Origin of the sequence: Edaphobacter dinghuensis (genome assembly GCF_014640335.1) — a bacterium.
GTDB classification, from domain to species: Bacteria; Acidobacteriota; Terriglobia; order Terriglobales; family Acidobacteriaceae; genus Edaphobacter; species Edaphobacter dinghuensis.
In genome coordinates this window covers 287,531-308,062 of the sequence record NZ_BMGT01000002.1, presented here as the reverse complement: position 1 = coordinate 308,062, position 20,532 = coordinate 287,531, and the positions used below count along the sequence as shown (strand labels likewise).

The 20,532-nt window shown below is 60.0% G+C and carries 11 protein-coding genes; 4 read left to right on the top strand and 7 right to left on the bottom strand.

Going from position 1 to position 20,532, the window contains the following annotated elements; genetic code table 11:
- Positions 1-5: 5 nt before the first annotated feature.
- Both IEW09_RS06895 and dgt read left to right on the top strand, forming a co-directional pair.
- On the top strand, positions 6-2,099 hold the full coding sequence (locus tag IEW09_RS06895; RefSeq protein WP_188553461.1) for a tetratricopeptide repeat protein: 2,094 nt from the start codon (positions 6-8) through the stop codon (positions 2,097-2,099).
- A gap of 76 nt (positions 2,100-2,175) precedes the next feature.
- A complete protein-coding gene (gene dgt, locus IEW09_RS06890; RefSeq protein WP_188553460.1) occupies positions 2,176-3,318 on the top strand; it encodes a dGTP triphosphohydrolase in 1,143 nt (380 codons plus the stop codon).
- 21 nt (positions 3,319-3,339) lie between these two features.
- Here dgt and IEW09_RS06885 read toward each other — a convergent pair whose 3' ends face one another.
- From IEW09_RS06885 to IEW09_RS06860, 6 genes are all read right to left on the bottom strand, one after another.
- The gene (locus IEW09_RS06885) at positions 3,340-5,763 is read right to left on the bottom strand and encodes a RecQ family ATP-dependent DNA helicase (RefSeq protein WP_188553459.1); all 2,424 of its coding nucleotides are present in this window, start codon (positions 5,761-5,763) and stop codon (positions 3,340-3,342) included.
- An 87-nt stretch (positions 5,764-5,850) separates the two neighbouring features.
- Positions 5,851-7,851 (bottom strand): glycosyltransferase family 39 protein, encoded by a 2,001-nt coding sequence (locus tag IEW09_RS06880; RefSeq protein ID WP_188553458.1) that lies wholly within the window; start codon positions 7,849-7,851, stop codon positions 5,851-5,853.
- Positions 7,852-8,019: 168 nt separating this feature from the next.
- Complete coding sequence (locus tag IEW09_RS06875) at positions 8,020-8,769, bottom strand: SDR family NAD(P)-dependent oxidoreductase (RefSeq protein WP_188553457.1); 750 nt, start codon at positions 8,767-8,769, stop codon at positions 8,020-8,022.
- Between the two features lie 97 nt (positions 8,770-8,866).
- Positions 8,867-11,083, bottom strand: coding sequence for a xanthine dehydrogenase family protein molybdopterin-binding subunit (locus IEW09_RS06870; protein WP_188553456.1), 2,217 nt, complete (start codon positions 11,081-11,083; stop codon positions 8,867-8,869).
- A complete protein-coding gene (locus IEW09_RS06865; RefSeq protein ID WP_188553455.1) occupies positions 11,080-12,084 on the bottom strand; it encodes an FAD binding domain-containing protein in 1,005 nt (334 codons plus the stop codon). Before IEW09_RS06865 ends, IEW09_RS06870 begins: the two co-directional genes overlap by 4 nt.
- Entirely contained in the window at positions 12,081-12,794 is a 714-nt protein-coding gene (locus IEW09_RS06860; RefSeq protein ID WP_188553454.1) for a 2Fe-2S iron-sulfur cluster-binding protein, read from the bottom strand. The genes IEW09_RS06865 and IEW09_RS06860 overlap by 4 nt, the downstream gene beginning before the upstream one ends.
- A gap of 322 nt (positions 12,795-13,116) precedes the next feature.
- Here IEW09_RS06860 and IEW09_RS06855 point away from each other — a divergent pair, with 322 nt between their 5' ends.
- Complete coding sequence (locus tag IEW09_RS06855) at positions 13,117-13,344, top strand: hypothetical protein (RefSeq protein ID WP_020713518.1); 228 nt, start codon at positions 13,117-13,119, stop codon at positions 13,342-13,344.
- A 119-nt stretch (positions 13,345-13,463) separates the two neighbouring features.
- Entirely contained in the window at positions 13,464-14,603 is a 1,140-nt protein-coding gene (gene ribB / locus IEW09_RS06850; protein ID WP_188553453.1) for a 3,4-dihydroxy-2-butanone-4-phosphate synthase, read from the top strand.
- A gap of 5 nt (positions 14,604-14,608) precedes the next feature.
- On the opposite strand, the gene IEW09_RS06845 is transcribed toward ribB, so the two are convergent.
- On the bottom strand, positions 14,609-20,467 hold the full coding sequence (locus tag IEW09_RS06845; protein ID WP_229739155.1) for a choice-of-anchor D domain-containing protein: 5,859 nt from the start codon (positions 20,465-20,467) through the stop codon (positions 14,609-14,611).
- Positions 20,468-20,532: the final 65 nt, after the last annotated feature.

Sequence of the window (20,532 nt, the reverse complement as noted above, 5' to 3'; positions counted from 1 at the left end):
ATGACATGACCTTGTTTTTGCGTGCTTCGTCTCTTCGCCAGATCCGCCTTCTGCCGGCGGCTGCGTTCCTGTTTGCCGCGCAATCCATGTTTGCTGCGGCTCCTGCTGCCACGACGACTACAGCTCCCGTACCTGACCGGGCCTCTTCCTACTATCACTATGGCTTGGCGCATCTCTATGAAGATATGGCCGTTAGCGCTGGCCGATCCGATTATGCGACGCAGGCGGTGGAAGAGTACAAGCTGGCGCTGAACGCCGATCCCAACTCTCAACAGTTGCAGGATGGTCTGGCTGACCTCTACTTCAAGATCGGGCGAATTCGCGAGGCGGTAAGTACAGCGCAGGACCGGCTTGCCAAGGACCCGAATGATGTACAGGCACATGAGCTGCTGGGCAAGGTTTATCTGCGGTCGCTCGGCGATATGCAGACACCGCAGTCGGGCCAGATTCTGAAGCTCGCCATCGCGGAGTACGAAAAGCTGGCGCAGTTGAAGCCCAAGGACATCGAGACGCATCTTCTACTCGGCCAGCTATATGGCCTGAACCACGATTCGATCAAGGCCGAGGCACAGTTCAAGGAAGCGCAAAAGGTCGACGCTAACTCGGAAGAGGTGGCGCTGAATATGGCGCGGCTCTACAGCGATGAGGGAGATGCCAAGCGTGCAGCCGACGTGCTAAGCGGCATCCCGGTAGATGACCGCAGTGCGCGCATCGAGTATGCTCTCGGCGCTACCTACGACCAGTTGAAGAAGCCCCACGAGGCAGCCGCGGCCTATCAGCGGGCACTCGACCTTGAGCCGGGCAATCTCGATACGGAGCGCGGCCTTGCCAACGCTTTGTTACTGGATGGGAAGCTCGATGAGGCATTGAAGATCTTCAACGAGGTCGTTGCTGCCGAGCCGCAGGATGCGCAGTCGCAGATTCATATCTCGGAGATTCAGCGCAGGCAAGGACACTACGATCAGGCGCTGGCCACACTCGAGAAGGCCAAGCCACTGGCACAGAACTCGCTTGAGCTGAGCTATAACGAGGCCCTGATCTACGACTCGTTGGGACGCTATGACGATGCCACGGGCGTGCTAACCAAGCTGGTATCCGATACCACCCACGCCGATGGAAAGTACAGCGATGGCGAGAAGGCAAACCGCGCCATCTTCCTCGATCGCCTGGGCATCATCTATCGCGAAGAGAATAAGACTGCGGAAGCGGTTGCCGCTTATAAGCAGATGGTCGATCTGGGCGGGGATTTCGCCAAGGGCGGTTATCAGGGGCAGGTCGACGCATATCGCGATGCTCACCAGTGGAAAGATGCCACCACCGCTGCCGCCGCTGCTGCCAAGGCTGCGCCTAAAGATAAAGCGACGCAGTTGATGTATGCCGGCCAGCTTGCCGATACAGGCCAGGTCGATCAGGGGATTGCGCTGGCGAAGGCGCAGCTCTCGTCGGCGGGAAATACGCCGGATGACAGAGACACCTATCTTTCCTTAACGCAGATTTATACCCGGTTGAAGCGCTGGTCGGATGCGGCTTCGGCGCTCGATAGTGCGGCAGGGCTCTCGACCAAGCCCGACGAGAAGTTGTATGTGTACTTCCTTCGCGGAGTGCTGGCCGACCGGCAGAAGCACTATGATGAGGCCGAGGCCGAGTTCCACAAGGCGCTGGCCATCGATCCGCAGAATGCGACAATCCTGAACTATCTCGGCTATATGCTTGCCGATCGCGGAGTCAAGCTGCCCGAGGCGCTGACGATGATCCAGAAAGCGGTCGAGCTCGATCCGCAGAACGGAGCGTATCTCGATTCGCTGGGATGGGTCTATTTCAAATCCGGCCAGTACGATCTGGCTGAGGTGAATCTGCGCAAGGCGATGGAGCGCATGAGCACCGACCCGACCGTTCACGATCACCTGGGCGAGGTCTACGAGAAGACGGGCAAGCTGAAGATGGCGGTCATGCAGTGGGAGCGGTCGATGACCGAGTACGCACACTCGCTGCCGGCCGATGCGGACCCCGCGGACGTTGCCAAGGTGCAGCACAAGCTGGAGAGCGCACGCGTCAAGCTGGCTAAGCTTTCGCCTGCTCCGGCAGCGGCTTCCAAGTAAGACCTGCAACTCTCTGTCTCCAGTTTTTACCGGACACAGCGGTCACTGCGGTCTTCCATTACACTCGAACCTGACCATGTCTACCAAACTGCATCGCTATGCGGTCGTCGAGCGGCCGGACGATCCACTCATGGAGCGCGTCTATCCTGCGCCGGTTCGGTCGCTGCGGACTCCATTTCAGCGCGATCGCGAGCGGATCGTGCAGTCTCGCGCTTTTCGCCGCCTTGCAGGCAAAACCCAGGTCTTCACCAGCCGGGCGTCCGATCATTTTCGCAGTCGTCTGACTCACACGATGGAAGTTGTGCAGATCGCACGGCTGTGCGCTTCGGCTCTTGGCTTGAACGAGGACCTGACAGAGACGCTGGCTTTGGTGCATGATATTGGCCATCCTCCATTCGGACATGCCGGAGAACGAGCGCTCGACCGCTGCCTTCGCGATCATGGACGCCGGTTTGACCACAATCTTCACGCTCTGCGTATCGTCGAACACTTCGAGCAGCGCTATGCAGCACATCGCGGCCTGAATCTTACGCTCGGTGTCCGCGAGGGAATTATCAAACACTCGCGCGACTACAGCGTCAGTGAGTACCCCGAGCTGGCAGAGTACATGCTGGACCAGATGCCGCCGCTCGAGGCACAGCTGATTGATCTTGCCGATGAGATCGCCTACCTGACCGCGGACCTTGATGATGGGGTCGAGTCAGGGTTGCTGGCCATCGGCCATATCCGCGAGAACGTCGAGATTCTTGCACGGTGCTACGATGCAGTTGAGAGGCAACACGCCGGGGTCGAAGAGAAGTATCTCTTCAACGAGGCGCTGCAACTGATGCAGAACACCTTGACCGATGACCTGATTGCAACAACACTGCGAAATGTTGAGGCGCTTGGCGCGGAGAGTCTTGAGGACATACGCCGATGCCCGCAGCGACTGGCCGTTTTTTCGCCACAGGCAGAGGCTGAACGCTTGCAGGAGAAGCGCTATCTCTATGACACGCTCTACACCTGCGAGGCGCTTGAAAACGAGCACGACAAGGCGGAAGAGGTGGTGACGGCGCTCTTTAATTTCTGGATCAATGATCCGGAGGAGTTGCCGCAGGGGCACTTCGAAGATATCGAAGAAGAAGGGCTGGCGCGCGTGGTCGCCGACTATATTGCGGGGATGACCGATAGCTTCATCCTGCTGCAATATGCGCTGATCAAGCGCGCGGTTCGACGATAAAGAAAAACAAGCAAGGTTCTTTCAGCTTTTACATACCTCAAGAATCGCCGCACCGAAGCGTTCGACCTTTTCCGAGCCGATGCCGCTGACGGTCTTCAGCTGAGCGATGGTCTCGGGTCGCAGCAGGACGATGCCGCGCAGAGTCGATGAGCCGAGAACAAAAAATTGGGGAAGGCCGAGCTTCTCAGCCTCGTTCTTGCGCCACTCGCGAAGCCGTTGATCGAGCTCCTGCTGCGCCGGTGTAAGCGACTCGGCTGGCTCGGCGACGACAGCGCGTGGACGCTGGAAGATCTCGGCTGGTTTTTCCGGCACGAAACTTTTACTCCTTTGCGTCGCTGGAGCGCTGGCCTTGGGCTGCGATTGAGACGAACGAGTTGGCTTCGGCTTTTCGAGAGCACCATATTCAGCAGGAACTGGCCTTGAAGTGCATATGGCGACGATTGCGGCTCCATAGCGGTCAGCCTTTTCGGGGCCGATGCCGGAGATGTTGAGAAGGTTTGGAATTGTCGTTGGGCACTCTTGCACGATGGAGGCAAGGATGCTATCGGAGAAGACGATGAAGGCCGGTTTTCCGGTCTTTGCGGCTTCGGCTTTACGCCACTCACGCAGGCGCTGGTCAAGGTCTTTTTGTGCCGGAGTGTACGAAGCGATGGCCTCGGCTTTCTCCGCCTTGCTGGAGGACTTTTTACCGCTGGTTGCGCCGCGAGCCTTTGATGGTCTCTGATTTGAGATGTCTTTGAGCAGAACGTTGAAGTCGTCGCCTTCGTCGCGTGTGCGGCCCTCGTGAGTGAGCGAGGCCCGCTTGAAGTTGATGAGCGTCCCTTCGGCGTTAGTGAAGGTATCCGCAGTGAGAGCGATGAGGCCCGCGCGAGCAAGGGCGTCAAGATAGCTGTCGAACTGCTTGCGGTCGATGCCCAGGGCAAGCTCGCTGTGTAGTTTGCCGGTGGCTTTGGCGGCTCCTCCATCGAGCGATCGAAGAATGGTGCGGAGCTGGCGCTCTTCCTGCGAGGTTGGAGGGCGATAGTTCTGCGCGGTGGCGCGCTCGGGAGAGCAGAAATCGCAGTGGCCGCAAGGGCGCAGACCGTCGGTGGTGTCGCCAAAGTGTTGGACCAGAGCAGACATGCGGCACTGCGGCGACTCGGCGAAGGCGACCATGCGATCGATCTGGCTATGGCGGAAGGCCAGTTGCGTATCGTAGCTGGCGCGCCAGTTAGTCTGGCCCGTAGAGCGTATGTTGCCGGCGATGTCGAAGGCAGCCGCTCCCTGCGAGACAAGTTTTTCGGCGGTGCGGTTGAAGCTCTCCACATCCATCTTGAGTTGTTGGCGGAGAATGTCGGGCATCTGATACTCGTCCGTGAGTACCTTGGCCACGCGAACCAGCTCTGTGGGTGCCGGGTAGTCACGTTCGAGGAAGAAGTCGTGCATCTTGCGGTCGGCGTAGGAGTGCAGCAGCACGGTGCGGCTGGGCAGACCGTCGCGACCGGCGCGGCCGATCTCCTGGTAGTAGGCCTCGACGCTGCCGGGCAGCGCGGTGTGGACGACGGTGCGGACGTCCGCCTTGTCGATTCCCATGCCGAAGGCGATGGTGGCAACGACAATCTCGAGCTTTCCTGACAGGAAGTGGCGCTGGACTCGCTCGCGCACGCTGGGTTCGAGTCCGGCATGGTACGCCGCGGCGCTTCTACCCAGCGCAGAAGCCAGCTCCTCGGCGGCCTTGCGGCTGGGCGCGTAGACGATGGCGGGCCGACTGGCTGGCAGCTTGAGCAGATCGGCAGTGAACTCCTTACGCCGCGGCTTTGACATTTCGACGACCTCGATGGCGAGGTTGTGGCGGCGAAAGCCATGGATGAAGAGAGCAGGATTTTGAAGCTGAAGTTGCGTTGCGATATCTTTCTGGACGGTAGGAGTCGCGGTAGCTGTCAGAGCGAGCACCGGCGCTGGCCTCAAAGCCGGAAGATACTCGCCAAGCGTGCGGTAGTCCGGGCGAAAGTCATGTCCCCATTGCGAGATGCAGTGAGCCTCGTCGATGGCGATGAGCGCTGGTTTCTTCTTCCGCAGCATCTCGGGGAAGCCAGGGACGCGCATTCGCTCGGGCGCGATGAAGAGAAATTGCAGCGTGCCGTCCAGATACTCGCGGCAGGCCTGTCGCGACTCGTCCCGGCTAAGGCCGGAGTGGATGCGAGCTACGCGCAGTCCCAGCGCCGAGAGCTTGGCTGCTTGGTCGTCCATCAGGGCGATCAGCGGGCTGATAACGAGTGCCGTGCCTCCGCGTGCGATGGCAGGCAGTTGATAGCAGAGGCTCTTTCCCGCGCCTGTCGGCATCACCAGAAGAACATCGCGGCCCTCAGTCGCAGCGCGGCAGACAGCCTCCTGATTGGCGCGGAAGGCAGGGAAGCCGAAGGTCCGGTGAAGAAGGGCTGCGAGGTCTGGTGATTCGGATTCCATGCGCTTGGCTATCTTCGCATATTCTTTGCCTTGCGCGTAGTGCTGGAACGGATGCCCGATGCCTGAGGCGACGATCGCTAAGCACGATCAGTGGCTGCGGGTCGTCGCAAGTTTAGCTTCGATCATGGGAATTGAGTCAGCCTGCAGTTCAGGCTCTATCGTTTTTGCTGAGATGAGAGCCTGCTGATAGTGCGTCTGGGCATCCTGATTGCGATGCAGCTTCATCAGGATATCGCCGAACGCGACCTGTACCGTGACGGAGTTGGGCGCAAACGTCGCTACCTGCTGAACAGCGGCAAGCGCTTCGTCGGGATGACCTGCCGCCAGCATATTTTGAGCCTGTTGCGTCTCAGCAAGGGCGAAGGCGAGAGGAATCTTGAAGTGGCCGTCATAGACAAACAGGCCATAATCGATCGCTGCGGTGGGGCGCAGGCTGCGGAACTGCTGATAGGGATTGAGCGCGCCTTGCCCATAGTCGATACCGGCCAGAACGCCGTCGCTTATGAGGACGGGACCGTCGATCTCCGGTGGCACATTCATGGGAAGGTTGAGCCAAACGGTATTTTCAACTGTAGGTAGACGCTTGCAGGGGATGCCGTAGTAGCTGGTGTCGACGACTCCATCGGCGAAGTACGCGAACCAGCAATTTTTGATGCCCCGACGATCGAGATATCGTTTGGCTGCTTTGAGCTGCTGGCCCCAGTCGGTGTTGGCGTCACCGAGGTACTTATGCAGCAACGACGGACCACCCCAGGCCTCGTTTGCGTAGGCCATGTATGCAGGCGCTAGACGCGCGGAGGTAACAACCTGCCACAGAAGCAGCGCTGCAATAGCGTAGCTCCATCGACGGTTTCTCTGAATGAGCCACGCAGCAGCACCAGCGAGCAGGACATAGAGAAATGGGTAGATGGGCAGGATATGTCTTTGACCGATGTTCATGGTCGAGTGCATGGCGACGGCAAAGAAGAACACAGGCGGGACGAGGAGAAAGAGAAGCTCGCGACGGTGTTTCAGACGCCCCGTTGCGATGACTGCAAACGCAGCCATCAGCAGCAGAAGAAACGGAAGGGTAGATTTGATGGCAAACGCAGCGGGGAAGTAGAGCCATGTGCCATGTCGATAGATGTGGCCGAAGAAGTAACTGGTATCTTCGAACTCTGTGATCTTAGTGTTGGCGAGGCCGAAGATATACGCCTCGGGCAGAATATGTGTGTGCGCCAACAGAGCCAGGTGATGAGCGTCCTGCGGGTTGGGAAGTTGCTTAAGATAGTCAGCGAGTGGGGGATTAATGTCGGGGCCTGCGGGACGTGCGCTATAGCGAAATCCATAGAACGACCAGAGGATGCCGAACGAGATCGCGCCCACCACGGCCAGAGCCACAATACGACGAATGAACAGCCGCCAATCGCGAGCGATGAGCCACTCCGCAAGGGCAAGCAGCAGCAACATCGGCAGAATAAGCAGTCCCGTAAACTTCGCTACCACAGCCAGGCCGGTTGCCAGCCCTACAAGCAGGAGCCTGACGGCTGTGGGTTTTTTGGCATAACGATAAGCAAGGTAGAGCGCAAGAAAGATGCAGCAGGAGATAGCCGTATCGGTTGTGACCAGCGCTCCGTGTGCCAGAAAGTTCGGATCGAAGACCAGAAAGGCCAGAGCCAGCAGGCCTGCGGCAGGGCCGAACATCTCGTAAGCTGCAAAAAAGACGCAGATCGCGAGGCCGATCATAAAGAGCGAGACAGCCATGCGCGCGCGAAAGAGTAGCTTGTCGGCGCCGTTGTGAAAGACGAAGTCCTTTCCGTCGAGAAAGGCCTCGGTCTGCTCCGAGCGCCCCTGTAGAGGCGGCACAACCAGATGCATTCGCAATAGAGGCGCCGCGGCGATCATCTTGACCAACGGTGGCACCTCAGGGTTAAGTCCGTAGTCATGCTGCTTCAAGATGTTGTAGCCGTCGAAGAGGTGGTGGGCCTCGTCCCAGGAGATGGAATTGGCGCGGCTGGTGTACGCAAGCTGGCCGACCAGCACAAGCAGCAATGCGACCGCGATACAGACGACAGTTGTTCTGCTGCGGCTCTCTACGTTTCCAGTCATTCGTGCCGGTCCTCGAACGCGAAGTTGCTCGTGCGGTTTCGCGAACAAGGATAAACGTTTGAATGGAATATTTAAGAAATAAATATGGTGGCGCAAACAGCGAGGATTACTTAAGCCTAAGGCTGGGCAATCCTCGCTGAAAACTTCCGCAGAGAATACTTTTGAGTTTTAGCGGAGACCGCCTGCGACTAACAAGGTTTCGCCGGTAATCCAACCTGAGTCAGACGAGGCCAGGAAGACTGCAACGGGTGTGATGTCATCGGGTTTGCCGATTCTGCCGAGAGGAGTTTGTGCCTCGAGCTGCTTCTGGAAATCGGTTCCGATAAATCCTGCGGAGTGAACGCCTTCGGTTTCGATCATGCCGGGATTGATGGCGTTGACGCGTATCTTTTTAGGGCCAAGCTCCTTAGCTAGAACGTGGGTGATGGAATCGACCGCTCCTTTTGTCGCCGTATAGATCGCGGAGGCTGGCGGATTTACCGCAGTAACGGTAGAGCTGATATTGATGACATTTCCACCCTCGGGACCGAAGTGCTTTGCCGCTTCCTGCGTGGCGAGGAGAAGGCCGAGCACATTGGTGTTGAATTGACGGTGAAAAATCTCCTCAGTGATTTCTTCGAGTGGTGTGAACTGGTACACACCCGCATTGTTGACCAAAATATCGAGGTGCCCAAAGGCCTTTTTCGTCTCGGCGAAGATGCGTTTAACATCAGCCGCCTTGGCCACGTCCCCTTGCACCGCGACAGCTTTGCCACCGTTTGAGGTGATTTCGGCGACGACCTTGTCCGCGCCTTCCTTGCTGGAGGCGTAGTTGACTACCACGGACGCGCCTTCCGCTGCCAGCCCCTTTGCGATGCCCGCGCCAATGCCTTTTGATGCTCCGGTTACGACTGCTACCTTGCCTGCCAGCTTGCTCATCTCTCTACGCTCCATTTATTGATATTTCGACAAACATCGAATAGATGAGGTGAGTTTGGGGAAGGATTCAGCGTGCCTGAGGAAAACTTTTCTCAGGTCACGCCATCAGCCTGTCAGGGGTAATGGGCAGGTCGCGAACGCGCTTGCCGGTAGCGTTGTAGATCGCGTTGGCGATGGCAGCCGCAGCCCCGGTGATGCCGATCTCGCCGATGCCTCTTGCTCCTAGAGGATTGAACTTGTAGTCGGGGATATTGAGACAGGTAATGTCGATCTCGTGAACGTCCGCGTTGACGGGAACGTGATAGTCCGCGAAGTTTTCGTTGACGGTGCGCCCATATTTTTTGTCGATGATGGACGCTTCGTGCAACGCCATGCTGATGCCCCAGACGACTCCGCCGCTCAGTTGGTTCAGGCCGGTCTTTTCGTTGAGCAGGGTGCCGATGTCGTAGGTGGCGACGACACGACGTACCTGCGTCATGTGCGTGTCGGCATCGACGGCAACCTCGGCGAAGACCGCTCCCCAGGAGTGCGATGTAAACGACTCACGATCTTTGGCCAGCTCGCTGGTAGCGGTCGCTTCGATGGCTGCGCCACCATTGCGGGCAAGTAAGTCGGTGATGGACTCAGGATCGCCTGCGGCGGCGGACTTGAGGAACAGCTTGCCATCTTTTGTGTCGATGTCTGCGACGTTCGCTCCGTGGAAGGGCGACTTTGCATCGGAGACGGCCAACTGCGCGAGCTTGAGCTTTGCCTGTGTCGCAGCGTCATAGACGGCCGGGCAGACGGAGGCCGCGGTCGTCGATCCACCGGAGCCGCCGGAACGCGGCAGCGTGGTGTCTCCCAGCTTGACGTCGACCAGCGAAGGGTCCATGGCCAGCGCAAGCGCCGCGGCCTGGGCGAGGATGGTGTAGGTCCCTGTGCCGATATCCTGTGTGCCGATTCCGACGAAGACTCGCCCGTTCGGCTGAATGCGAACGATGGCGGACGAGGGAGAGCGTCCAGCGCCATAGTTCGCGGTCGCCATGCCGTGCCCGATGAGTTTGTTGCCCTCGCGAAGCTGTCCGGGTTGGGCATTGCGTTTGGACCATCCGAAGCGATCTGCGGCCTGAGCATACGCCTCGCGCAGATGTTTGCTCGACCAGGGCTTGCCGCTACGAGGATCTTTTTCGGCGTAGTTGATCAGACGTAGTTGAATGGGATCGATGTTCAACTTCTCCGCCAGCTCGTCGAGCGCGATCTCTAAGGCGACACTTCCGGTAGCTTCGCCGGGAGCACGCATCCACGTACCCATCCCGAGGTTGAGCGGAACGACCAAGTGCGAGGTGGAGAGCGATTCGCTGTCGTAGAGGAGGTTAGTCTGCGCGGCGCAACTCTCGACCCAGTCGGAGATGAAGGAGGTGTAGCAGGTGGAGTCGTGCTGTTGCAGCAAGAGCTTACCGTCTGACGAAGCGGCAAGTTTGATGTGCTGGCTGGTGTTGGGGCGCGAGCCTACCGGGCCGAACATCTGTCCGCGATCGAGCACAAGCTTTACTGGGCGCTGAGCTACCTTGGCTGCCATAGCCGCAAGCAAGGTGTGCGACCAGACATAGCCTTTGCAGCCGAACCCGCCGCCGGTATAAGGGCATTCGACGTGGACATTGGCCTGAGGAATGGAGAAGGCGCGAGCCAGCCCCTGTTGAACGCCGGTGATGCCCTGGGTAGCGTCGTAGACATTGAGTTTGTCGCCGTCCCAGGCAGCGATGGTGGCATGCGGCTCCATCGGGTTGTGGTTCTGCAGCGGCGTGGAGTAGGTCTGATCGATGGTGACCGTGGCTTTGGCAAGTGCAGCGGCAGTGTCGCCACGGTGGAAGGTGCCCCCGCGTTTTGGCGGTCGAGCTTCGCTAAGCAGGCCGTCGAAGTCCAGCTTCGCCGGCTGCTCCTTGTAGGTGATGTGCAGCATGGCTGCGGCTGAGCGAGCCTCGGGCAGCGAGCGTGCAACCACTACGGCGATCGGCTGGCCACTGTAAAAGACGGTCGTATCCTGCAGCACATTGACGTTGCCAAGCTCGGCCAGCTTCGGCGCATTAAAAGGAGTGATGATGCTGTGCACGCCGGAGGCACGGCTGGCAGCGGCATCGTCGATCGAGACTACAACTCCGGCGGGAATCGTGGCTTGAACGATGTACGCATAGGCGACGTTTTTGACAGGGAACTCGGCTGCATACTTCGCGCGTCCGGTTACCTTGGCGAAGGCATCGTAGCGATGGTTGAGCTGGCGTTCCGGCCTTTGCTCCTGCTGCTGATCTTGCTGTTGCTCTGTCTGAATCCCGATCATGCCTGTGCTCCTTCCCGGCGCCCCTGCGCGGCAAGGGTAAGGGCGCGCACGATGCTCTGCTTGGCCAGTTCGATCTTGAAGGCATTGTGCTCGTAGGGTTTGGCTCCAGCCAGCGCAAGGTCGGCAGCTTTTTTGAACGCCTCGGCGTTGGCGGTCTTTCCTGCCAGCGACCTCTCGGCCTCCATAGATCGCCACGGTTTGTGCGCGACGCCGCCAAGTGCGAGTCCTGCCGACTTGATGGTGGTGCCGTCCATCTCGAGTCCGGCAGCTACAGCAACCAGGGCAAAGGCATAACTCTGACGGTCGCGGACTTTGAGGTACCAGGAGTTCGCGGCGAACTTCGGAGCAGGAAGCTCGACGGCGGTGATCAGTTCGTCGGATCTGAGGTTGGTCTCGATCTGTGGAGTCTTCCCGGGAAGGCGATGAAAATCGGCAAAGGGAATAGCACGCTTACCCTTAGGTCCCTGAACATGAACCGTTGCATCAAGAGCGGCCATGGCGACATTCATGTCGGAGGGGTTAGTGGCGATGCAATCTTCGCTTGCGCCGAGGATCGCGTGGATGCGGTTGTAGCCGTTGATGGCCGCGCAACCCGAGCCGGGATAGCGTTTATTGCAGGCCGGGAAGGTGGTGTCCATGAAGTAGAAGCAGCGGGTTCGCTGTAGCAGGTTGCCGCCGGTGGTGGCCATGTTACGAAGCTGCGGAGAGGCTCCGCTGAGCAACCCCTGCGAGAGCAAAGGATAGTTACGACGGATCAGAGCGTGATTGGCAAGATCGCTGTTGCGGACCAGCGCGCCGATGAGGACGCCGCCGCTGGCCGTGGTAGTCACCTGCGCAAGATCGAGCCGGTTGATATCGATCAGCGTCGTCGGGTGCTCGACGCCATCCTTCATCAGATCGACAAGGTTGGTGCCTCCGCCGAGAAACTTTGCGTTATGAGCAGAGACCGCGTGAATGGCTTCTTCAGGATCAGTGACGCGTTGATAGCTGAAAGGATTCATGCGCTGGCCCTCTCTGCTGCGCGAACGGCGGCGACGATGTTGGGATAGGCGGCACAGCGGCAGATGTTGCCGCTCATGCGCTCGCGAATCTCGTTGTCGGTGAGCTGCGGACTGGCGAGGTTGCCGGTCTCAAACGAGACGGTGCTGAGCGCGCCGTGCTTCTGCTCGTCGAGCAGCGCGGTGGCCGAGCAGATCTGGCCCGGCGTGCAGTAGCCGCATTGGAAGGCATCATGCTCGAGGAACGCCTGCTGCACGGCGCTGAGGTCGTCGCCGTTGGCCAGGCCCTCGATGGTGGTGATCTCGGCCCCGTCCGCGACCGCCGCAAGCGTAAGGCAGCTATTCACCCGGCGACCGTCGATCAGAACGGTACAGGCCCCGCATTGGCCGTGGTCGCATCCTTTTTTGCTGCCGGTCAGGTCGAGATGTTCGCGCAGGGCATCGAGCAGCGTGGTGCGGGTGTCCAGCGTCAGCGGTTCGGACTTGCCGTTGACCCTGAGCGTCACCGAGATCGTCTGCGGTGTGCTGGTTGCGGCCATCCGCTCCGCTTCTGCCTCGGCTATGCGTGGCATGCCGGTAATCACACCTGCGCTGAGAATGCTGGCGGCTTTGACGAAGGTGCGGCGGGAGATTTCGAGGTCGACCGATTCGGTCGCGGACTCGTTTTCGAGAAGCTCTTCTTCCTCGAGAGGGGAGCAGGGGGGGGCGCTCATAGCTATTGCCTCGCGTGCGGCTGAAATGGGCAAGAAACGATCTAAAGTAGTCGATCGAAAGGACGTCGAGAAATTGTCGGTTCGATCTTACATCGGAACGCTTGCCATCTCACGGGACTGCTGGATAGACGGAGCTACGACCGGAAAAGATGCCTGCTCCGAACAGGGGCATCATGAGTGCTCGATCGCTCCATCAGAACAGACAGAATGCTTGATTTATGGGCATAAATGCCATAGAATGAATGCAGCATCAATTTCCCTTAAACCGCCGTACGAAGAGCGGGGGATCATCTAGATATCCTGGAAGAGGTACCGAACAGATATGGCAAAGCGTCGTGGAAATCCGAACTGGGGCAAGCCTGAGCCGATCGGGCCGGTCGTGCCTACGGTTACGTCGTTCGAGCAAGTCGTTAAGGAGTTCAAACTGACTCCCGACCAATACATCCGGTCGACCAGACTGCGTGAGTGGGCTCGGCGGAACAAGAATTCGAAGTACATTCCCGAGGCGCTGTTGGAAGCGTGGGGATTTGAGATTGAGTCGACTCTGTAAAAAAAATCGAGTCGATCCTATAAGCAGTTATCTGAAGTGACGAACGCCGCCTGAAAATGGCGGCGTTTCTTTTTGCGTCGAACGTATCATGAACTGAGTCGAAAGTGTAGGAGGCTGCTATGTTTGCCGATGTTGCCGAGGCGGTTGCAGAGATACGGGCTGGGCGGATGGTCGTCGTCGTCGACGACGAGGACCGCGAAAATGAAGGCGACCTGACGCTGGCGGCAGAGTTCGTCACGCCCGAGGCCATCAACTTCATGGCCCGGTTTGGTCGCGGTCTCATCTGCCTGACGCTGACCGAGGAGCGCGCCGACTACCTGCGGCTGGGACCGATGACGCAGGAGAACACCTCGCGATTCGGCACCGCTTTCACCGAGAGCATCGAGGCGCGCGAAGGCGTCACTACAGGAATTTCTGCCGCTGACCGGGCGCATACGATTCGAGTGGCGATCAATCCTGCCTCGACCGCGCAGGACCTGGCCCGGCCCGGACACGTCTTCCCCCTACGGGCGCGAAAGGGCGGCGTTCTTGTGCGGGCGGGACAGACGGAGGCTTCGGTCGATCTGGCACGGATGGCGGGGCTGATCTCGGCTGGTGTCATCTGCGAGATCATGAACGAAGACGGAACCATGGCGCGGGTTCCTGACCTGATCAAGTTCTGCGAGTTGCACGGCCTGAAGATGATGACGGTGGCAGACCTGATTCGCTATCGTCTGCAGAACGAGCGATACATCCATCGCGTGGCCGAATCGATGCTGCCTACGGCCCACGGCGAGTTTCGCATGATTGCCTACGAGAGCGAGGTCGAGGGCGGAGAGTCGCACGTCGCGCTGGTCTACGGCGATGTAACCGGCGACGAACCGGTTACGGTGCGTGTGCATACGCACTGCCTTGCCGGCGATGTGTTTTCGACCTCGATGTGCGATTGCCAGGCAGTGGTAGAGAACTCAATGCGCATGATCGCCGAGGCCGGACGTGGTGCGTTGGTGTATCTGCACAACGGGACCAAGGGATTCGGCATCGATCGCGGAACGGTGCCCGCGCGGATCGTGCTGCATCGCGACCGCTCCCGCGACCGCAGCGACGACCGCACACAGCGGACGCTTCGCCAGGTCGGTCTCGGCGGCCAGATACTATCCGATCTGGGCATCCACAAAATTCGGTTGCTGACCAATACGCCGACGCACGTGCCTGCCTTGCAGGGGTTTGGTATCGAGATCGTCGAGCAGGTTCCGGTACCGGTCAAGGTAAAGGCTTAGGTAAATTACTGAACAGTCAGGTTCAGCGTCACCGTCTCGGTGATGCGCGGGCCTGTGACCGAAGTAGCCGTGATCTGGTACTGGTAGGTGCCTGGCGGCGTCTTGCGGAGGTTGGGGTCGGTGGAGTCGAGCGACCCCCCACTGCCGCAGCCGGTCAGCGTGATCATTGCTGTTGCAGCGAAAGCGATGATCACAAAAGTGTAGAACCTAGCGTGGGCCGGGCGCACTCTCCAGAAGAAGAATAGAGCGGCAGGCAGCAGGCCGAGCATGATGCCGGTGTGCGAAGCGCCGCCGTGGCTGACGTTCTGCGCAAGGGTGACCTGGGCCGAGGTAATCGTGTTGAGGGTGGCCGTCGTATTCTGTGCCGCACCGCTTAGCGCGATGCTCGAGGGCAGCAGGGCGCAGCTTGTGTACTGCCCCGGGGTGACCGCCGAGCAGTTCAGGATGACGGTTCCGCTGAAGCTGTTCTGTGGCGTGACGGTAAGGATGTAGTTCGCGGGGTAGCCGCTTTTGATCGTGACACTCGAGGAGGACTTGCCGTCGACCGTCAACAGGAAGCTGCCGTTCGGAACTCCGCTGCCGGTGAGCGGCACGGCAGTTGGGGAGTTGGTCGCGCTTGTAATGGTCAGCGCACCGGCGCGGGTGCCAAGCGCAGTAGGCGTAAACGAGAGTGTGACCGAGCAACTGGCTCCCGCGACGAGTGTGGTGAGAGCGCATGGGCTGATGATGGCGTAGTCGCCTGTGACCGCGAGGTGTAGCCCTGTGACGGGGGCGGTGCCGGAGTTGCTCAGAGTCAGCGTAAGCTCTGCCGAGGCCGCCAGCGCAAGGCTGCCGAAGTCAAGGCTGGCAGGGTTCGCCAGAAGGTGAGACTGCGCTCCGATGCCCGTGACCGGAACGGTCAGCGCCAGCGTCGAGAGCGAGCTGGCAACCGCGATCGCTCCGGTGCGTGTTCCGGCCTGGGTCGGCGTGAAGGCGGCTTCGAGCGTACAGCTTGTGCTGGCGGCGAGCGAGCCGCCGGAGGCTGGGCAATCGCCTGTGACGGCATAGTCGCCGGTAGCGGTAATGCTGTGAAAGATTGCCGGAGTCGCGCTTGTGTTGGTGACCTGGATGGGCATGGTCGAGGTGCTGCCGACGAGGATGCTGCCGAAGTCGAGCGAAGATGGCGAGAAGCTGAGCGAGGCCGGGGTTGCGGTGCCGATCAGGCTGATAAAGTCGAGCGTCGTACTCGCGTCCGAGGATATCTCGAGTGCGCTGGCGCGAGTGCCGGAAAGCTGTGGCGTAAAGGTGACGGTGAGCGTGCAGCTTGCTCCGGGGACAAGTGTGGCGCAGGTGCCCGTCGCGGTGAAGTCAGGCGTCGTATTGAGACCGGTGACGTGAAGGGTGAGAGTACCCGTATTTGAGAGCGTGACGGTCTGTGCAGCCGAGACGTTGCCGACGGCGGTAGAGACGAAGGCCATCGAGCTTTGCGAGACAGTATAAGCGGCCAGCGGTGCAGTGTTGTCCGGTACGGTGACGAAGATCGGTGCCGCGCTTCCGGTGAGATCGACGATGTTGGGACTGGTGAGCGCATCGCTCTCGATGACCAGAGAGCCGGTGTCGCTGTTGGAGAGCGATAAGCCGCTCCCCGCCGCCGTCTGGTTCAGTGGAGAGTAAGTAATGGTCACAGTGCAGGATTGCCCGGGTGCAAGCGCGGCAGTGCAGGTGCTTGTGCTGAGGAAGGGCCACTCGCTGGTAATGCGCCGGATGGTGATGGCGGTGGTGTTGGGATTGCTGAGCGTAAGAGTCTGGCTCAACGACTGGCCGGAGGTTACCTGACCGAAGTTGAGCAGCGTGCCGTCGCCTCCAGTGGGGGTGAGATTGCCGGTGATAGCAAGCGTCCCGGTGCCTAGTCCATAGCCTTCGATGTAACCGAGACTCGTGAGCGTAGCACTCCCGTCGGTGGGTGTGGCTTGGGCAAAGAGAGTCCCGGTGATGTCGCCGTTGGTAAGCGGAAGAAAGGTGACCGAGAAGTTGCAGCTTGCGTTGGGAGCGAGCGCGGCGCAGGGAGGCTCCGCGAGCACGACCTGTCGAGGCAGGGAGAGTGTCAGGGTAAGCGACTTCGCCGCGAGGTTGTTGATGGTGAACTGTCGGGTAACTCCGGGGCTGCCGGTAAGCTGTGGCCCAAAGTCGGCGGTAGCGGGAATGATCTGGAGGCCGGAGTCCTCGGTGGTGTAAGTTCCGGTCAGAGCGACGCTGTAGGTGGCTGCTCCGGTAAGCGAGTTGATAACTGGGATGGTCAGCGTGTCGGTTGCCGGTGCGCTCCCAGGCACGTACGCCACTGCAATGGTGCAGACGCCGCCGGGAGTGAGCGTCGTGCAGCTTGTCGTGGCGGTGAAGTTTGATGTGGCAACGGTGGGGGTAGCGATCTGGAGTGTTACTGCCCCTGTGTTTTTGAGGGTGATGGTCTGCTGTGTCGCAGTCGTGCCGGGAACGTTATTGAAGACCAGAGCATTTGGTGTGAGTGACAAGCCGGGATCGGGTACGCCGAAGCCGGTGAGCGAAGCGGTGAGGTTACCAGTGCTCGTAGGAATAGTGAGCGTTCCTCCGATCTGGCCAGTCGCGGTGGGAGCGAAGGCCGCTGCGACGAAGCAGGAAGCGGTGGGAGCAAGGGTTCCGGTGCAGGCCGCGCCTCCGGTGGGAGCGGTGTTGATGACGAAGCCTGCGCTAACGGCAGGAGCCGTGAGCGTGACGGCGGACGAAGTGAGATTAGTAAGGGTAAAGAGCGTAGGGGCCGTGGTGGAGTTGGCAGGGATGGCTCCGAAGTCATAGTTGACGGGGCTGAGAATGAGTCCGGAGAGAGGCAATCCATTGCCGGTGAGAGTAAGCGTGTAGGCGTTGCCCTGCGCGCTTGAGCGAAGAGCAACGGTTGCAGCCTGCGGGCCGGTAGTGGGCGGCGTGAACTGCAAGCCGAGCCAGCAGTTCACGCACGAACCGGTAGCGCTGGTGCTGAACGCCGAGGTAGGAGGGGTGCCGTGGCCGTAGCCGATGTCTTCGACGAGGATGGCCTTGAAGGCGGAGTTGGAGGTAACGGCAGTCAGAGCCGTGAAGGATTGCGTGATCTTGTACCACTGAACGGCGGACTGATCGGCGATCACGTTGCCGAAGTCGAGCGCGCCGTTATTGCTCGTGAGGATTGGCGTGGCGGTTCCGCTGAGGGCGACGTAGGCGGGCGTGGTGGCAGCGCCCGCGGTAACCGAGAGTAGTCCCTGGCGCGTTCCCGGCTGCGATGGCGCGAAGCTGATGACAACGTTGCAGGTGGTGTGAGCGGCTAGAGTTGTGTTGCAGCTTGTAGCCTCGGTGAAGTCTCCGGTGAGTGAGAGTGCGAGAGGGATGGGCTGGTTTCCCGTGTTGCCGACGGCGACCGTCTGCGTAGCACTGGAGACAGCGGTGACGGGGATGGCGTTGGGGAAGTTAAGGCTTGACGGTGAGACAGTGAGATTGGGATTGACGGTGGCTCCGCCCGCTCCAGGCGGCGGCAGGGTCTTGCCGGTGACCAGAACAGTCAGGCCCTGATCGAGCGAGAGTGTGATGGAGTCGTCCGATGGCGACAGCGCGGAGAGGTAATCGATCTGGATCTGGCAGACAGTGTGAGCGAGAAGCTGGGTTGGGCAGCGGTCGACGAGGGTAAAGGGCGATGCTCCTGAGAGCGCGACGGTACTGTGTGGGATAGCGACGTCTGAGTTGTTCGAGAGATAGAGATAGCGAGGAAGACGAAGGCCACCTGTGTATTGAGTGCCGAAGTCGATCTCGCTGGCGGAGAGGGCGAGAGCCGCAGCCTCGGAGTAGCCGGTGAGCCGGACGCTACCGGGGCCGATGGTCCAGTTCGATTGCAGAGGTCCGTCGGTGGTAGGGTCGCTGGATACGGTAAAGGCCACGGTGATATGGCAGGTAGCTCCGGCAGACAGCAGCTTGGCTGTGCCGTTGCTAGGGCAGTCGCTCGATTGTTCCGTGAACTGTGTGCCGGCAGAGGACGATGCGAAGGTCTGGCTCTGCGCACTCAAGTTCGTGATTGTGATGGTTCGCGTGGCTGCGGGGTTCGATGAGGTCTCGATGCCGAAGTCGAGTTCTTTGGGCGAGAAGACAATGGCGTTGGGCGTGGTGGCAGATGCAGGGAGAGATACGGTTTGCGTAGTGGCGTCATCCGCCTGTGCGGTGATCGAACCGGGACCTGAGCCGTTGAGGGCGATGCTGCACTCCGCTCCCGCAGAGAGAATGGTGGGGCAGTCGGTGGCGAGCGTGAATCCAGTTGCGGTGATCTGCAGGCCGGTCGCAGCAGCCGAACCGAGGTTGCGCAGAGTGAGGTTAGGCGAGTCGTCGACCGAGAGCGCAAGACTAGGCGCGGCAGTCGTGGGATCGATCTTGCTAAGGTAGGCTCCCGATCCGGCGCACTGACTTCCTGTGCAGATGCCTGTCGGCAGAACGGCGTTGCGGACAGTCGAAGGTAGAGCTGCCGTGGGGGAGTTGTAGAGAGGAAGATCGTAGGTCTCGCTGGCGAGCAGGCTGGAGCTTGCAGTGGGATCTACTGCCCCGGCGAAGAGAGGATGACCTGCAGCATCGGTGGCAAGCGAGGTCAGCGTGACGACAGCGTTGGCAAAGCCGGGGTTAGTCGTGGGCAGGCCGCCGAAGCGCAATGCCTGATCGATGTTATTTTGCGCCGTGACACGCAGTGCGAAGGAGTCGCCGATGTTGGAGAGTGCAGGAAGCGGGAGCAGTGGCGTGATGAGTGTTCCGCCAACCCATGCTGCGCCGTTGGGTGCAGACGCGACGACAGATTGCGTTCCCGGAGCAAGCAGCGTTGAGGATAAAACGGCACTACCGTCGAGCGGCATGCGCAACAGGGTCTGGTAAGACAGGTTGACCAGTGGCATGGCTGCGGTGGCAACTGGAAATTGGCCGAGGGCGATGGTGCCGGAGAGAAGCAGGTTCCCGGCGGTGGGATCGACGGCCAGCGAGGTGACACCGGAGCCGGGGATAAAGGTAGAGAAGAGGACGCCATCGCCCGCGGGTGTGAGCTTGCTGAGGAAACCGGAATAGGCTCCGATCATCTCGGGGACGAGTGCGTTGAGCGTAGGGTAGCCGGAAGAGGTGGTGTAACCGGCGACGTAGGCATCATCCGAGGCGTCCGCCGCGATGGCTGTGGGCGCGGTGCTGCCGTTAGCTCCGCTAAGGTAGGTGGCGTAGAGCAGGCTGGTACCGTCCGCACGGAACTTTTCGACGAAGCCGTTTTGCATGCTGTTGCTGGCGGGGTTTTGAATAAAGGCGCCGGATGTCACCGGCAGCGCGCCAAAGGTGCTGCCGGTGATGAAGACGGCATCGGCGGTGGCGGCGATGCTGGAGGCCGCCGTGCGTCCGCTGCCGGTGAAGGTGACGAAAAGCGGGTTCAGATCAGAATCGAACTTTGCGATGAACGAGTTGGTGGAGGTATCGGCGGCGTTGGGGAAGGCGACGCCAGACGTTGCTGCAAGCGAGCCGGAGCCTGTGGTTCCGGTGATGTAGATACTGCCGCTCGGATCAAGCGCCATGGCGAGGCCGATGTCGCCCTTTGCGCCCAGCTGCGCCTGTGCGAGCACGATAGTGGCGCTGGCGTCGGTTTTGAGCAGGCGAACGCCGTCTTTCTGGTCGAGAAGAAGATAGAGGTCGCCGTTGGGGGCGGATTGAACGGCGTTGAACCGGCCCTGGCTGGCCACGGAACGGAGGCCGGTGAAGAGAAGTTGCTGGGTCTGCTGCGCGTGAAGAGTTTCAGGGATGATGAAGCTGAGAACGCAGAGAATGGTGAGGCCAAAGACACAGGGGATGAGCCGTGGGGAGGGTCGTGTTTTCATCATGGTTACTTGGCTGCGGTGATTCGCTGGTTACAGCCTGCCCTTTAATATCCATGGTGCCGGGTGAG